General features: G+C 57.4%; 19 protein-coding genes. 16 read left to right on the forward strand and 3 right to left on the reverse strand.

The features are described from left to right. Complete coding sequence (locus AC6I1V_RS01985; RefSeq protein ID WP_497736824.1) at positions 1 to 771, reverse strand: hypothetical protein; 771 nt, start codon at positions 769 to 771, stop codon at positions 1 to 3. A 140-nt stretch (positions 772 to 911) separates the two neighbouring features. On the opposite strand from AC6I1V_RS01985, the gene AC6I1V_RS01990 reads away from it, so the two are divergent. From AC6I1V_RS01990 to AC6I1V_RS02055, 14 genes are all read left to right on the forward strand, one after another. After that, entirely contained in the window at positions 912 to 1,298 is a 387-nt protein-coding gene (locus tag AC6I1V_RS01990; RefSeq protein WP_482334912.1) for a D-Ala-D-Ala carboxypeptidase family metallohydrolase, read from the forward strand. Beyond that, positions 1,298 to 1,588, forward strand: a complete 291-nt coding sequence (locus AC6I1V_RS01995; RefSeq protein ID WP_482334914.1) for an RNA-binding protein — start codon at positions 1,298 to 1,300, stop codon at positions 1,586 to 1,588. Before AC6I1V_RS01990 ends, AC6I1V_RS01995 begins: the two co-directional genes overlap by 1 nt. Position 1,589: 1 nt before the next feature. Continuing rightward, positions 1,590 to 1,790, forward strand: a complete 201-nt coding sequence (locus AC6I1V_RS02000; RefSeq protein WP_482334916.1) for a hypothetical protein — start codon at positions 1,590 to 1,592, stop codon at positions 1,788 to 1,790. Then, positions 1,780 to 1,908: a hypothetical protein gene (locus AC6I1V_RS02005; protein ID WP_482334918.1), complete on the forward strand. Its 129-nt coding sequence runs from the start codon at positions 1,780 to 1,782 to the stop codon at positions 1,906 to 1,908. The genes AC6I1V_RS02000 and AC6I1V_RS02005 overlap by 11 nt, the downstream gene beginning before the upstream one ends. After that, positions 1,905 to 2,183: a hypothetical protein gene (locus AC6I1V_RS02010; protein ID WP_302554036.1), complete on the forward strand. Its 279-nt coding sequence runs from the start codon at positions 1,905 to 1,907 to the stop codon at positions 2,181 to 2,183. The genes AC6I1V_RS02005 and AC6I1V_RS02010 overlap by 4 nt, the downstream gene beginning before the upstream one ends. A 379-nt stretch (positions 2,184 to 2,562) precedes the next feature. Continuing rightward, on the forward strand, positions 2,563 to 3,063 hold the full coding sequence (locus tag AC6I1V_RS02015; RefSeq protein WP_482334677.1) for a ParB N-terminal domain-containing protein: 501 nt from the start codon (positions 2,563 to 2,565) through the stop codon (positions 3,061 to 3,063). Beyond that, a complete protein-coding gene (locus AC6I1V_RS02020) occupies positions 3,053 to 4,141 on the forward strand; it encodes a DNA cytosine methyltransferase (RefSeq protein WP_482334679.1) in 1,089 nt (362 codons plus the stop codon). Before AC6I1V_RS02015 ends, AC6I1V_RS02020 begins: the two co-directional genes overlap by 11 nt. 56 nt (positions 4,142 to 4,197) lie before the next feature. Beyond that, positions 4,198 to 4,509: a hypothetical protein gene (locus AC6I1V_RS02025; protein ID WP_482334681.1), complete on the forward strand. Its 312-nt coding sequence runs from the start codon at positions 4,198 to 4,200 to the stop codon at positions 4,507 to 4,509. Next, entirely contained in the window at positions 4,499 to 5,836 is a 1,338-nt protein-coding gene (locus AC6I1V_RS02030) for a phage terminase large subunit family protein (protein ID WP_479858775.1), read from the forward strand. Before AC6I1V_RS02025 ends, AC6I1V_RS02030 begins: the two co-directional genes overlap by 11 nt. Then, the gene (locus tag AC6I1V_RS02035) at positions 5,836 to 7,407 is read left to right on the forward strand and encodes a DUF935 domain-containing protein (protein ID WP_479858774.1); all 1,572 of its coding nucleotides are present in this window, start codon (positions 5,836 to 5,838) and stop codon (positions 7,405 to 7,407) included. The genes AC6I1V_RS02030 and AC6I1V_RS02035 overlap by 1 nt, the downstream gene beginning before the upstream one ends. Next, positions 7,394 to 8,680, forward strand: a complete 1,287-nt coding sequence (locus tag AC6I1V_RS02040; protein ID WP_479858773.1) for a phage head morphogenesis protein — start codon at positions 7,394 to 7,396, stop codon at positions 8,678 to 8,680. The genes AC6I1V_RS02035 and AC6I1V_RS02040 overlap by 14 nt, the downstream gene beginning before the upstream one ends. A 366-nt stretch (positions 8,681 to 9,046) precedes the next feature. Further along, on the forward strand, positions 9,047 to 9,679 hold the full coding sequence (locus AC6I1V_RS02045) for a hypothetical protein (protein ID WP_486854859.1): 633 nt from the start codon (positions 9,047 to 9,049) through the stop codon (positions 9,677 to 9,679). A 260-nt stretch (positions 9,680 to 9,939) separates the two neighbouring features. Further along, on the forward strand, positions 9,940 to 10,650 hold the full coding sequence (locus tag AC6I1V_RS02050; RefSeq protein WP_487479896.1) for a BRO-N domain-containing protein: 711 nt from the start codon (positions 9,940 to 9,942) through the stop codon (positions 10,648 to 10,650). Positions 10,651 to 10,660: 10 nt separating this feature from the next. Further along, the gene (locus tag AC6I1V_RS02055) at positions 10,661 to 10,915 is read left to right on the forward strand and encodes a Rha family transcriptional regulator (protein WP_482334243.1); all 255 of its coding nucleotides are present in this window, start codon (positions 10,661 to 10,663) and stop codon (positions 10,913 to 10,915) included. Between the two features lie 41 nt (positions 10,916 to 10,956). On the opposite strand, the gene nadS is transcribed toward AC6I1V_RS02055, so the two are convergent. Both nadS and AC6I1V_RS02065 read right to left on the reverse strand, forming a co-directional pair. Next, positions 10,957 to 11,247 (reverse strand): NadS family protein, encoded by a 291-nt coding sequence (gene nadS / locus AC6I1V_RS02060; protein WP_482334241.1) that lies wholly within the window; start codon positions 11,245 to 11,247, stop codon positions 10,957 to 10,959. Next, positions 11,240 to 11,560, reverse strand: a complete 321-nt coding sequence (locus tag AC6I1V_RS02065) for a type II toxin-antitoxin system RelE/ParE family toxin (protein ID WP_316253542.1) — start codon at positions 11,558 to 11,560, stop codon at positions 11,240 to 11,242. Before AC6I1V_RS02065 ends, nadS begins: the two co-directional genes overlap by 8 nt. A gap of 193 nt (positions 11,561 to 11,753) precedes the next feature. On the opposite strand from AC6I1V_RS02065, the gene AC6I1V_RS02070 reads away from it, so the two are divergent. Further along, the gene (locus tag AC6I1V_RS02070) at positions 11,754 to 12,848 is read left to right on the forward strand and encodes a phage protease (RefSeq protein ID WP_482334238.1); all 1,095 of its coding nucleotides are present in this window, start codon (positions 11,754 to 11,756) and stop codon (positions 12,846 to 12,848) included. Beyond that, a complete protein-coding gene (locus tag AC6I1V_RS02075; RefSeq protein ID WP_479858771.1) occupies positions 12,829 to 13,209 on the forward strand; it encodes a capsid cement protein in 381 nt (126 codons plus the stop codon). Before AC6I1V_RS02070 ends, AC6I1V_RS02075 begins: the two co-directional genes overlap by 20 nt. The last annotated feature ends 6 nt before the right edge of the window (positions 13,210 to 13,215 follow it).

A 13,215-nucleotide genomic window follows, 5' to 3' on the forward strand; every position in this document is an offset into this window, starting at 1 on the left:
TTAACGGGCTTTTTTCTTTGAAGAAGGGGTTTTTTCGATTTGTTTTATTCTCGAAAGAGGAATTATGATCTCTTCTTCGTCGAGGTGGACGATGGCAAGAGATTCTTTGGAAATGAAGACGTTTTTTGCCTTGAGCTGTTCTCCATCTGTGAGAAAAATCGTAACATTAATAGCTGTGTCTATTTTTTTAGTAGTATAAACAGTATACAATGAACTGACTGTGCATAATATAGTATAGATTGATAATATTTTAAAAAAACTATTACTTTTGAATGAAAGTAAATATATAGAATATGTTAATGCTATAGTAATTAAATATAATTCATTGGTGTAATTAATAATTTCATCTCTATATATGTATATAGAAAATAAAAATATTGCAAATATAATAAATATTATTTCATTTATATTTCTAATATTTACTATATAATTATCTATTATGTATTTTAATTTTTCAACTAAAATGACCGCTGCGGACGCATAAATAAATAAGATCATAAATAAACTAGATGCGTTTTTAGCTATGGAAAAAATCTCTTTTGAAAATGATAAACCATAAATAAATTCACTAGGATGCATGATTGAAAGACTGATAAGAATAATACAAAAAGAATAAATGAGTCCAATTGAGCCTAAGAAAGAGAAAAATTCTGTTGATGTCAGGAGAGGAACGTCATCCTTGATCGGCTTGGGAGTGATAGTCTGATCAGTCTTAGCATTTATCTGTATCCTTTTTAAACCATAACGTGTTGTAGTAAATATTGTTTTCATATGTGTTTCTCCTTACTGTGAGTCTACATGGTATTAAGTCTTTTATAAAGTACAGTACTTTTACACGAGTTTTTCTTGAACAAGTTCAGGGTGCCTCCTCCCGCCCCACCGTGGCACAGTGAGCGCAGGAGGATTTTTTTATGGCTGTTCTTCCCTTGCGTCATTTCTCCCCTATCGAATTCCGCTGCAAGTGCGGGTGCGGTGCGGGCATGGAGAAGATGGACGCCGACCTGCTCCAGATGCTTGATGAGGCCCGCGATTTGGCGGGCATCCCATTCCCTCTTTCTTCCGCCTATCGCTGTCCGAAGCACAACAAGGCGGTCGGCGGCGTGCCCGCCTCCGCCCATACGCGAGGTTACGCCGTGGACATCCGCTGTGTGGATTCCCATTCCCGTTTCGCGATCCTTCAAGCGTTGCTTGAAGCCGGGTTCCGGCGCATCGAGCTGGCCCCGACGTGGATTCATGTGGACAACGACCCGGACAAGCCGCGCGACGTGGCGTTCTACCAGCAGGGAGGCAAATACTGATGGAACAGACCGTGATTGATTTTCTTTTTTCGACACTGGCAAGCCTTGCCGCGCAGTATCCCGAAGCCTCGTGGATCGTCACCGCCGTCGCCGTGCTCATGTCTCTGTGCGGTGTGGCTGCCGTCGCGACCATCTGGCTTCCCGTGCCCAAAGGGACGTCCGGGGCCTATGCCGTCTTCTACCGCTGGACGCACGCCCTTGCCGCACATTTCGGGCAGAACAAGGGCGCCGTGGCGGACGGCAAGTCCGAAACCGTGCGGGCCGAAGTCAGGGCCGTGACGGGGAAGTGATGTGCGGGCCGTCCTTGAGTTCCTCGCCTCGCTCGTCGGGCTCCTCAAGCTGTGGCTGCGCCAAAAGTATGGCGAACGCCGCGAGGCTGATCGCGCTGCTGTTTGTGATGACGCCGGCGGCGAGTGGGTGCGCTCGATGGGCGGAACCGACCGCCGTGACAAGTCCGGCCCCCTTGACGCCGGGGGCGGTCGTGACGGGTGAGTGGTCCTACACCTACCGGGGCGAGACGTTCACCGAGCCCGGCGAATGGGTGCACCTGCCCGCTGGCGAGGCCGGGAACCTGCTCCTGTGGATCAGGGGCGTTGAGGAGGCGCAATGAGCGACGATGTGCAGCTTGTCCGTGAAATCGGGGAAGTGAAGGCCGAACTTTCCGGGCTCAAGGCCGAAGTCGCGGGCACCAACCAGCGCCTCGACGACATCGTGATTACGCAGCTCAAGGATCACGGCAAACGCATCGCCGGGCAGGATGTCCGTATTTCGGCACTTGAAGCGGCGGAGAACAAACGCGCCGGGGGACTGTCCGTGCTTGCCGGCGTGGCTGCGGCGGCAGGCAGCCTCGGTGCGCTCATCATGAAGCTGATCGGCCCGATGTGAGCTGCCGGGAACAGAAAAGAGAGAGCCCCCAACTGAGGAAGGGGGCTTTGTTGTACACCCCACGCGTGTGGGGAAGACCTTATCGCTTTCGGTTACTGGCTGCGCGGACTGGAAACACCCCCACATGTGTGGGGAAGACCTTCGAGATACGTCTGCTGAAACCCCCGACCGAGAAACACCCCCACATGTGTGGGGAAGACACTAAACGCTCCTTGAACTTTTTTCTCCATACATTGATTGCTCCGAGAAAGCAAAGAGGGGAATCAGGCTGTACTCCGTGAGGGGAATCAGGCTGTACTCCGTAGAAGTCGTTCAGGGTGTTCCCTCTAGTCTCGGCGTGGCATGGTGAGGCCTGGAACGATTTTTCGGAGTTATCAAAATGGATCTGATTGTCGAAATGTGGCCTGTGGAGCGTCTGGTTCCCTACGCCCGGAACCCCCGCAAAAATGACGAGCAGGTCGGGAAGATGGCGGCGAGTATCCGGGAGTTCGGATTCCGTATCCCCATTGTCGCCAAGTCCGACGGCAGCGTCGTTGACGGGCATTTGCGGTTAAAAGCGGCCCTCATGCTCGGCTTGTCCGAGGTGCCCGTTGCCCTTGTGGACGACCTGACCGACGTGCAGGTGAAGGCGTTCCGCATCATGGCCAACAAGTCGGCGGAGTGGGCGGCATGGGATGACGGCTTGCTCAAGCTCGAACTCGAAGACCTCAAGGAACTGGATTATGACCTGCTGCTGACCGGGCATGAGCTTTTGGAACTCGACGATATCCTGAAGGACGCCGCCGAGCCTGAGCCGCCCGCCGTTCCCGAATCGTTCCCCGAATTTGATGAGGGGATCAAGACCTCCCACCAGTGCCCGAAGTGCGGCTATGAGTGGTAGCAAACCCCCGTACCGTGTTCCCCTCATGCGGGAGATTGAGGAGGTGCCCGGCAACGGGTTTTCCGTCGTTTCGACCTTTTCCGGCGGCGGGGGAAGCTGCCTCGGCTATCGGATGGCGGGGTATCGCGTCCTGTACGCCTCGGAGTTCATCCCGGAAGCGCAGAAGACCTATCGGCTCAACCATCCCGGCGTCTCTCTGGACGCGCGGGACATCCGGCAGGTCACGCCGGAGAGCATCCTTGAAATCGTCGGCAAGCGGACCGGAGAGATAGACCTCTTCGATGGATCCCCGCCGTGCTGCGCGTTCTCCGTCTGCGGCAAGCGCGAAAAGGGGTGGGGTAAGCCCCACCCCTACAGCGACAGGGCGCAGCGCGTGGATGATCTCTTTTTCGAGTACACGCGGCTGCTCAAGGGGCTCCGGCCCAAGGTGTTCGTCGCGGAGAACGTCAAGGGGCTTACTATCGGGACGGCCAAGGGGTACTTCAAGCTCATCCTGCGCGCCCTCAAGGAATGCGGTTACCGCGTGAAGGCCGCGGTACTCAATGCGCAGAACCTCGGTGTCCCGCAGAGCCGGGAGCGGCTGATCTTCATCGGTGTCCGCGAGGATCTGAACCGGGAACCCGTCTACCCGAAGCCTCTCCCCTATGTGTACACGCTGCGGGATGCGTTCGAGGGCTTGGAGAACGATCCGCAGGAGGTCGCCCGACTGCTTGAGGACGGGCGCCGCTACAAATGGGGGAAGGTGCTTTCCCTGCTTCCGCGTGACCCGTACAAGCCGTTGACGGGTGCCTCAGTGATGAACGGTTCCTACTTCAACCTGCGACGGGAGAGCCTCTACGCCCCCTGCGGGACGGTTTGCCAGATGAACGGGAACCCTTCCGCCTGTGGGAACAGCCACCCGCTCGAAGATCGGAAGTTCACCATCCCGGAATTGCGGCGGATCATGTCCATTCCCGACGACTTCATCCTGACGGGGACGTATGCCCAGCAGTGGGAGCGCCTCGGGCGCATGGTCCCGCCCGTGATGATGGGCCATATCGCAAAGACGATAGAGAGGGAAATCCTATGCCGCCTGTAGAGAAGAAAGCCCCACGGGGAAGGCCTCAAAAGGCATACAGCCCCAAGGAAGCCGGAGTGGTGCAGTCCATGTCACAGTACGGCGTCCCCCACGAGGACATTGCCGCGACCATCGGCATGTGCGTGGAGACGATGCAGCGCCTGTACAGCCATGAATTGGCGCAGGGCAGGGCGGTCGCCAACGCCAAGATCGGCAAGCGGCTTTTCGATAAGGCGATATCCGGCGACACCACCGCCCTCATCTTTTGGGCCAAGGTCCGCATGGGCTGGAAGGAAACGCAGAAAGTGGAGCCTTCATTGGGAGAGGGCGGGCCGGACGCACAGCGGGACTTTGAAGCTGTCATGGCGGTCTATCGCGGTGAGAAGTAGGCCGATCCTCCTGCCCTATCAGGCCCGCTGGCTTGAGGACGATTCCCGTTTCAAGATCGGCATGTTTTCCCGGCAGTCCGGCAAGACGTTCGTGGCGACGCTTGAAATCGTGCTCGATATGATCCGGGCGGAAATGGAAGGGCGCCGTACGCGCTGGCTTATCCTGTCTCGCGGAGAGCGTCAGGCGCGGGAAGCCATTGAGGAGGGCGTCGGGCTCCATCTCCGTGCGCTGGACGTTGCTTTCCGTGGCCTCCCTTCGGGGTTCAGGCTTGGCGAACGCACGGAATGCAAGGCTATGGAAGTCGCCTTCCGGGGCGGCTCCCGCGTGACGGCGCTCCCCGCGAACCCGGATACCGCACGCGGCTTTTCCGCCAACCTGCTTCTCGACGAGTTCGCTTTCCATCGGGACAGCAAGAAGATCTGGAAGGCCCTTTTCCCCGTCGTCTCGAAAAGCGGTTTGAAACTCCGCATCGTTTCCACGCCGAACGGCAAGGGGAACCGATTCTACGAGCTCATGACCGGGAAAGAAGGTGATCTTTGGTCCCGGCATGTCGTGGATATTTACCAAGCCGTTTCGCAGGGGCTGGATCGCAATGTCGACGAACTGAGGGAAGGCTGCGGCGACCCCGACACATGGGCGCAGGAGTATGAACTCCAATGGCTGGACGAGTCCACGGCATGGCTTCCTTTTTCGCTCATTACCGATGCCGAGGACGATGAGGCGGGGAAGCCTTCCCATTCCTGTGGTGGGCCGTGCTTCATTGGGGTGGACATCGGACGGCGGCGTGACCTGTTCGTCATTTGGGTTCTGGAAAAGGTGGGCGACGTGCTCTGGACGCGGGAAATCGTCGAGCGCCGGGGGGCGACGTTTGCGGAACAGGATGCAATCCTTGACGACGTATTCGCCCGGTACAATGTGGCTCGTTGCTGCATGGACCAGACGGGCATGGGTGAGAAGCCGCTTGAAGACGCGCAGCGGCGCCACGGCGCATCTTGCGTCGAGGGCGTGCTGTTCACGGCGACGAACAAGCTGGCCTTGGCCACGCTCGGCAAGGCGGCTTTCGAGGAGCGCAAGATACGCATCCCCATGGGCGTGCAGGCGCTCCGGGCCGATCTTCATAAGCTGAGGAAGGTGAGCGGGCCGACGGGAGCCCCTCGGTTCGTCGCTGACTCGGATTCGGACGGGCACGCCGACCGGACATGGGCCTGTTTCCTTGCCGTCTCCGCGTCGAGTTCCCCCGGATTTGAGTATGGCTATACTCCGGCGGGCGCACGGGACGACTTTTACGGGATGGACGATGACGACGATGCAAGAGGAGCATGGTAATGCCGATGCTGTATGATGCCGACGGGAACCCGATAGATAAAACGAGGCTTGTGGAAGAGATCGCCGCACCCACGGTGACGGGGGTTCGGCAAATCCTGTCCGGGCATCCGGCGCAGAACCTTTCTCCGCGCCGTCTTGCCGCGTTGCTGCTTGCCGCCGAGCAGGGCGACGCCGTGGCCTATCTTGAGCTTGCCGAGGAGATGGAAGAGAAGGATCTCCATTACCGTTCGGTCCTTTCCACGCGCAAGTTGCAGGTGTCGGGCCTCCCCGTGACGGTTGAGGCGGCGTCCGATGCCGCCGAGGACGTGAAGGCGGCCGACCTCGTGCGCGACTTCCTGAGCACGGGCGTCCTCGCCAACGCCATGCAGGATATCCTCGACGCCGTGGGCAAGGGCTTTTCCGCCTGTGAAATCCTGTGGGATACGGAAGGGAAGGCGTGGTATCCTTCCTCGATCCTCTGGCGAGATCCCCGGTGGTTTGAGTTCGACCGTCTGGACGGCGTGACGCTCCGGCTCAAGGGCGAAAACGGCCTTCCGGAACCGCTCGCACCCGCGAAGTTCATCACCCACGTCCACAAGAGCAAGAGCGGGCTCCCCATCCGGGGAGGACTCGCCCGGCCTGTGGCGTGGTACTATCTCTTCAAGAATTTTGGCATCAAGTCGTGGGTGCAGTTCGCGCAGGTCTTCGGCTTCCCGCTGCGGCTCGGGCGGTATGATGCCCACGCCACGCCGGACGAGAAGGAAAAGCTCCTCCGAGCCGTCCGTAACATCGCGCAGGATGCGGCGGCGATCATCCCCGCGAACATGCAGATCGAGTTCCAGTCCACGGACGTGCGTGGGAACGTGACCGTGTTCGAGGGCATGGCTTCTTATTTCGATAAGCAGATTTCCAAGATCGTGCTGGGCCAGACGGGGACCACGGACGTGGGCCAGCACGTCGGCACGGCGAACGCCCACGAGAAGGTCAGGGAAGACATCGAGGCGTCGGACGCCGCGCAGCTCTCCGCGACGCTCAACCGCGATTTGGTGCGACCCCTCGTCGACCTGAACCTTGGCCCCCGCAAGCGGTATCCCTACCTCAAGGTCGCCCGCGAGAAAAAAGAGGATGTGAGCGCGTTGGTGGACAACATCGTGAAGCTCGCCGCCGTCGCCCCGAACTTGGTGGAGGTATCCGTCATCCGTGACAGGCTCGGCGTACCCGAACCCGCAAAGGGTGCCGAGGTTATCGGGATGAAGCCATCCGTACCGTCTTCACCTGAACTCCCTGATGGTCTGCCGCCCGTTCCTCCTGCGCCACACAAGGCCGCTCAAGCCGTCCAGTCTCCGCAGCCCACCCCCGCGCCGGATCCGATCAGCCTTGCCGTGCAGGAAGAACTGGACGGATGGGAGCCGCTGGTGTCGCCGTTGGTCAATCCAATCCTCGCGCTTGCCGCGCGGTGCTCGTCCTACGAAGATTTCCTTGCCGGGCTTCCCGGCGTCCTGAAGGAACAGGACGCGGCGCCGCTGGCCCGTTCCCTTTCTTTCGCCATGTTCGATCAGCGCGTGAAGGGCGGCGGCAATGGAAGGGCGTAGTTTCCCTTCCATCCCGTTCGACGAGGCGGTCAGGGCGCTCAGGCGGCGCGGCACGAACCTCTTTCCCTCGGAGCATTGGGCGTCCGTTTGGCAGGAGCAGCATCAGGCCGGGTTTACCGTGGCGCGTTCCGCCGGGTTCGACATCGTAAAGGACATCCATACCGCGCTTGTGGACGCGATGGAACGCGGCAGGACGTTCGACGACTTCAAGCGCGGGCTCATCCCCGTGTTGCAGAAAAAAGGTTGGTGGGGCGACACTACCGCCGTTGACCCGAAGACTGGGGAACGGCACACGGTGCGGCTCGGCAGCGTCCGGCGGCTGGAGACCATATTCGACACGAATATGAGCGTGTCCTTTGCCGAGGGGCGTTGGGAGCAGCAGCAAGCGGTCAAGGACGCCTTCCCGTATTTGCGTTACACGGGGATCCTCGACAGCAGGATCAGGCCGCAGCACCGCCGCTGGCACGGGACTATTTTGCCGATCGACCATCCGTGGTGGAGGACGCACTACCCCCCGAACGGCTGGAAGTGCCGTTGCGACGCCATGAGCGTGTCTTTGGACGACATGCGGCGGTATGGCTGGAAGGTGAGCGGCGCCCCGGAAGACGGAGGCACGGTGACGTGGATCAACCCGGCTACCGGGGATGTGATTGAAGTCCCCGACGGCATCGATCCGGGGTGGGCCTACAATCCGGGGAATACCGACCGGGCGGCGCAGCTTGCCAAACTCGCTATGGATAAGCTCGTCACGCTCCCCGCCGAGGTCGGCGCGGCGGCGGTGGCGGAACTGGCCTTTGCCTTCCCGCAGGTCGAGCGGGAGCTTGGCGGCTGGCTCGAAGGCATTGCGGCGCGGGTGGCGGTCGGGGATTTCAGGACCACGGGCGAGCGCCGCGTGGTGGGCGCATTTGCAGACGACGTGCTGCGTTTTTTGGAAGGAAAGGGCTTAATCCCGACGACGGCGGCCATTTCCATTTCCGACGCCGATCTCACGCACGCCCTGCGATCGGCCAAGGTCGATCCCTTGCCGCCGGACGTGTGGAAGCGTCTGCCAAGTCTGCTGGTCGAACCTGAGGGCATCTATTGGGACAGGCAAAATCCCGGCGTCGTCTACGTCCTGAGTATGGAGGAAGGGAAGGGGAAGATTATCGTCCTTGTGGACTATGCAACCCGCGTCCAGAGGAAGCAGGTTCTCATTAATACGATTCGGACGGGAAAGCGGATCAAGAATCTGGAGGAGTTCCAGAATAAAGGCAGATATGAGCAGGTGCGGTAGAAGGCCGTATCCGGTGGGGGAGCGCTCTTTCCCCTCACACCATCAACCGCTGCCGGGGCGGAGCATGGCTGCCAGTACGACTTAACGGCAGACCTCCCGGATACAGCTTCCAGAGCGGACTCTATGAGTTCAAGGTGGTACGCCACTCTCCACGTAACACTTTCCCTTTCGGGTAGAAGCGAACCGGACGTGCGAATTTCCCGGTTGTCATGAACTCACGGATTCCTGTTTGAAGTAACTATACGACGCGAAAAGTGAGAAGACAAGGATAAAAGCCCCCGACCGTGGAGGAAAGGGGCTTTATTATGGCCTCAGTCTTGACTTTCCTTGTCCCGTATGGTGTGGGGAGGGTGGGAGGAATACGTTATGCGAAAACTGATTTTAGCGTTGGTTATGGTCGTGATGTGCTGGGGAGTGACGGGGTGTGGTGAGTTGTATCAAAATAAAAACTATCTTCCTGTCATAGGAGAAGAGAGTGACACTCCGCCTGTAGCAGAAAGCTATAGTGAAGCAATAGGGGAAGCACCAAAAAAATCTTCACCACTTGCTAAAAGCATAATAGAGAACGTAAATCCAATATATAATGACAATTATATATCAGCATTAATTAGTTTTTCATATGATCAATATGGAAAACCAAAAGGTTTAAATATCAATATAAATAATAAATCAAAAGAAGATATTAAAGTAATTTGGAATGATACATATTTTATTAACAACATGAATCCAGATGGTGGTTTTATGTTTGACGGAATAAGGTATGTAGATAGAGAATCACCGAAGCAAGATGCTCTCATATTTCCAAGTGGAACATTGAATAAAAATATCTATCCAAACAGTATGATTGTATATATTCCATATGATAGGTATGCAAAAAGTTTAGGAATCCCTACGGGATGGCTCCATAAGCCTCTGACTAATGGTGTATATGGTGCATACGTTCATATAGTTGGAAAAGATTATGATAAGAAAATAAAGCTCACGTTGAGTACCCAATAGCTATCTTGACAACCGAGCCGCTTTCATGGTTTGATGTCTCCCATGGAGCCTAGAAACTCCTTTGCGAGCGGATGCCAACCCCGTGAGAGTGGCTTTTTTACGTCCATGCACAGAAAAGTATGGCGTATCTTCGGCTATTCAGGCCGGGAGTGGGCTAATAGAATACCCTTCGGGGGAATATGCCCGCCGTCTCGCAACGGTTTCTAGCTCCCGGCCTTTTCCATTTTAGAAAAGCCAATAGAAAAATTGCGAGGTTTACTATGTCACAGGCTCTTTGCTTCCAATCAGTAGAGTTCGACGTAATTCAGCAAAATCAGCAACCTTGGGTAAGGGGTTACCAGATCGGTAGAGCCTTGGGATACACCGCCCCAGACGTTCAGATTTCCAAGCTCTACACCCGCCACGCCGACGAATTCACCCCCGCGATGACCGCCGTGGTCACTCTCCCGACGGAGGGCGGCCCGCAGGAAACCCGCATCTTCAGCTTGCGCGGCTGCCACCTCCTCGCCATGTTCGCCCGGACGCCAGTGGCCAAGGCATTCCGCCGCTGGGTGCTGAACGTCATCGAGCAGTACGGCGATAGGGTGCCCGCAGAACAGCCTGTGATGCTCTCCACCCCATCCACCCGCAATCGCCCCGCCTTGCCCGCTGCGCCGCGTTTTGACGAAGCCGCTATGCTGGAACTCGCCGCTGAAATCCGGGAGGCCCAACAGAACTACTCCCGTACCTTTGGTCGCCTGTGCAGCAGGCTGATCACCATGAGCATTCCCGTCTTCACCACGCTGGAACGCCGTGTCTACAAGGAAGCCCCCGACCGCCCCTTCTCCGGCGTCCGCGTCGGAGCGCAGTGGGAACGGTACTTCACCGAGCGCATGATCGCCGCCCTGCATTCCCTTGATGACAGGCTGCCGGATGAAAAGAATCCGGCAATACTCCTGTTGGAATACGCCCGCGCCATGAGCGTACGGTAGAGGGACGGACATGCTCACTACACTCGAAGCAGCCAAGGGAATGCAGCGCAAGCACTCCAACCTCATGCGGGATATAGATCGGCTCCGCTCCATCCTCCCGCCGGACTTCGCGGCAACAGCCTTCACCCCGGACGCGCAAATCAGCCCCACCGGAAAGCGGCAACGATTCTTCCATCTCACCCGCGATGCTTTGCCTTTCCTCTTCATGGGACAAGCTACGAAACATGAAATCCTGTGGATGATGGACGTCATCAAGGCATTGTAACAAAACAGCCCCCAACCGTGAGGAAAGGGGCTGTTTCCGTGCTACGCTTGTAATGCCTGAATAGCCGTATCAGGCGACTTCTCAAAAATCCGTATCAGTGCCGCCGCTGGGCCGGTCGGCTGTCTCCGGTTTTGTTCCCAGTTCTGGAGCGTTTTGACGCTTACCCGAAGGAGAAGGGCGAACTCGTTTTGAGAGAGTCCCGTCTGCTCTCGAACGCTTTTTACATCCGGCCCGGAAACCTTGAAGGAGCGGGAAGGGAAGGCTCTTCCCTTGGCTATGCTCGCTGCCTCCTTGAGGCTTGCCGTCAGATCGTCGAACAAATCTTTATCCATGAGCCAACTCCTTGACCAGTTCTCGCAGTATGCTGGTTTCCTTGTCCGTAAGGGTATCTTTTTTATTTTTGGGATAGATCAGGAGCATGTAGATTTGCCCCCTTGCCGTCATCCAATAATAGATGACGCGAACGCCTCCGCTTTTGCCTTTTCCTTTAGCGGAAAACCGAACCTTACGGATTCCTCCGCCCCCTTGGATTATGTCGCCGCAAGACGGGTTATCCGCAAGCATGAACTGGAGTTCGCGGTATTCGTCATCGGGGAGAAGTTCCAACACGAGACGGGTAAATATGGGCGTTTCGATGAATTCCATGAAATGACTATACGTCATTGGCGTATATAAGTCAAATTTTGTTGGCGTGAAGATGTTTGGGATTTTTCCATTGCGCGGGATGAATGTCCTTGAGGCCCTTTGAGCCACAGCCCCCGTTTCCGGGGGCTTTTCTTTTATCTATTGGAAAATGTTCAGGGTGTGTTCGTTTTTATTCTTTCCGTACAGTCCATCCATGAACAGCCCTCTTCTGAAATCCGTTTTTTCCGTCGCGCTTCCCGCTTTCCAAGCCGGGGACGCGCCGGATTGGATGCAGCTTTTCCCAACCGGGACGTTTTCAGGGCGGGACGGGCGCGGCCCGTACACTTGCGATCCGGTTTCCGTAGTTGCGCAGACGCGGGCGCACAACGGCCCCCTCGACATCCCCGTGGATTACGACCATCAGCTTGAATTTTCCGCTGTGAACGGCCAGCCCGCTCCGGCGGCGGGGTGGATTACCGCGCTTGAAGCGCGCGCCGACGGCGTATGGGGGCGCGTTGAGTGGACGGAGAAGGGCAGGGCTCACGTCGCCGCCCGCGAGTACCGCTACGTTTCCCCCGTCTACTACCACGACCAGAACGGCGTCATCCAGTCGATCGAGTCCGTGGCCCTCACCAACGTCCCCAATCTGACCGGGCTAAAGGCCCTCGCTTCCTGTGAGTCTTCCGGCCAGCAATCTTTTACCGGAGAAAGTCCCATGTCTTTTCTCAAGACCATTGCCTCCGTCCTTGGCGTGACCGACGCCGATCCGACTGAGGCCACCGTCGAGGCCGTAGCCCGAATGGTGGTGCAGGACGCTCAGGCCATGAAAGAGGCCATGTCCACTATGGCCCAGACCGTGAAGGCCGACGACGGAACGCCCGCCGGGCTCGTCAAGGCCGTGCAGTCCGTCGCCGCCCGTGCCGAGCACCCGGATGTGAACCGTTTCGTCCCTGTCGAAACCTTTACTGCCGTGAATACGGAGCTTGCCCAAATGAAAGCCGCGCAATCCGTGGCTCTCGTCGAGCAGGGCAAGGCCGACGGCAAGATCAGTCCGGCTATGGAAACGTGGGCGAAGGAATCCGCCTCCCGTGATCCTGAGGGGTTCAAGAAATTCCTTGAGGCGGCTCCCGACCTGCGGCCCGGCGGTAAGGCCGCGCAGTCCGTAAAGACGACCCCGCCCGACAGTGCCGACGGCGTGCTGGACGGCACGGCGAAGACGCTTTGCCGTGTAATGGGCGTATCCGAAGAGGATTACAAAAAGGCCATGCAGTCCGTGAAAGGAGGCGACAATGGCGGCTCTGACGAGTGATCGGGATACCGTGCGCCGCAATGGTGACGAGTTCGAGTTTGAGGCGGCTTCTACGGTTTATGCCGGAAGTATGGTTTGCTTGAATGGGGACGGCAAACTTGTGCCGGCAAGCATTACCGCCGGGTTGTCCCCGGTTGTGGGGGTCGCGCAGCGGCAAGGCAAGGCTGGGGAAAAAGTGTCCGTGCGCCGTGGGGTCTTTGCGTTTGAGGCCGCATCCGGGGACGCGCCCACGCCCGCCCAAATTGGCGCGACGTGTTGGGCGGCGGACGACTGCACCGTCCAGAAAACCACGGCCGAGAACGCACCCGTTGCCGGAATCGTCTTTGACGTCACCGACGAGGGCGTCTGGGTCAAAATCTGAGGAGAG

It is taken from the genome of Bilophila sp. T19-St14 (genome assembly GCF_059728385.1).

What these genes read in the sequence shown, in the direction of transcription:
- AC6I1V_RS01985 (WP_497736824.1), bottom strand. Translation starts at nt 771, where the DNA reads ATGAAAACAATATTTACTACAACACGTTATGGTTTAAAAAGGATACAG.
- AC6I1V_RS01990 (WP_482334912.1), top strand. Translation starts at nt 912, where the DNA reads ATGGCTGTTCTTCCCTTGCGTCATTTCTCCCCTATCGAATTCCGCTGC.
- AC6I1V_RS01995 (WP_482334914.1), top strand. Translation starts at nt 1,298, where the DNA reads ATGGAACAGACCGTGATTGATTTTCTTTTTTCGACACTGGCAAGCCTT.
- AC6I1V_RS02010 (WP_302554036.1), top strand. Translation starts at nt 1,905, where the DNA reads ATGAGCGACGATGTGCAGCTTGTCCGTGAAATCGGGGAAGTGAAGGCC.
- AC6I1V_RS02015 (WP_482334677.1), top strand. Translation starts at nt 2,563, where the DNA reads ATGGATCTGATTGTCGAAATGTGGCCTGTGGAGCGTCTGGTTCCCTAC.
- AC6I1V_RS02020 (WP_482334679.1), top strand. Translation starts at nt 3,053, where the DNA reads ATGAGTGGTAGCAAACCCCCGTACCGTGTTCCCCTCATGCGGGAGATT.
- AC6I1V_RS02035 (WP_479858774.1), top strand. Translation starts at nt 5,836, where the DNA reads ATGCCGATGCTGTATGATGCCGACGGGAACCCGATAGATAAAACGAGG.
- AC6I1V_RS02040 (WP_479858773.1), top strand. Translation starts at nt 7,394, where the DNA reads ATGGAAGGGCGTAGTTTCCCTTCCATCCCGTTCGACGAGGCGGTCAGG.
- AC6I1V_RS02045 (WP_486854859.1), top strand. Translation starts at nt 9,047, where the DNA reads ATGCGAAAACTGATTTTAGCGTTGGTTATGGTCGTGATGTGCTGGGGA.
- AC6I1V_RS02050 (WP_487479896.1), top strand. Translation starts at nt 9,940, where the DNA reads ATGTCACAGGCTCTTTGCTTCCAATCAGTAGAGTTCGACGTAATTCAG.
- AC6I1V_RS02055 (WP_482334243.1), top strand. Translation starts at nt 10,661, where the DNA reads ATGCTCACTACACTCGAAGCAGCCAAGGGAATGCAGCGCAAGCACTCC.
- nadS (WP_482334241.1), bottom strand. Translation starts at nt 11,247, where the DNA reads ATGGATAAAGATTTGTTCGACGATCTGACGGCAAGCCTCAAGGAGGCA.
- AC6I1V_RS02065 (WP_316253542.1), bottom strand. Translation starts at nt 11,560, where the DNA reads ATGGAATTCATCGAAACGCCCATATTTACCCGTCTCGTGTTGGAACTT.
- AC6I1V_RS02070 (WP_482334238.1), top strand. Translation starts at nt 11,754, where the DNA reads ATGAACAGCCCTCTTCTGAAATCCGTTTTTTCCGTCGCGCTTCCCGCT.
- AC6I1V_RS02075 (WP_479858771.1), top strand. Translation starts at nt 12,829, where the DNA reads ATGGCGGCTCTGACGAGTGATCGGGATACCGTGCGCCGCAATGGTGAC.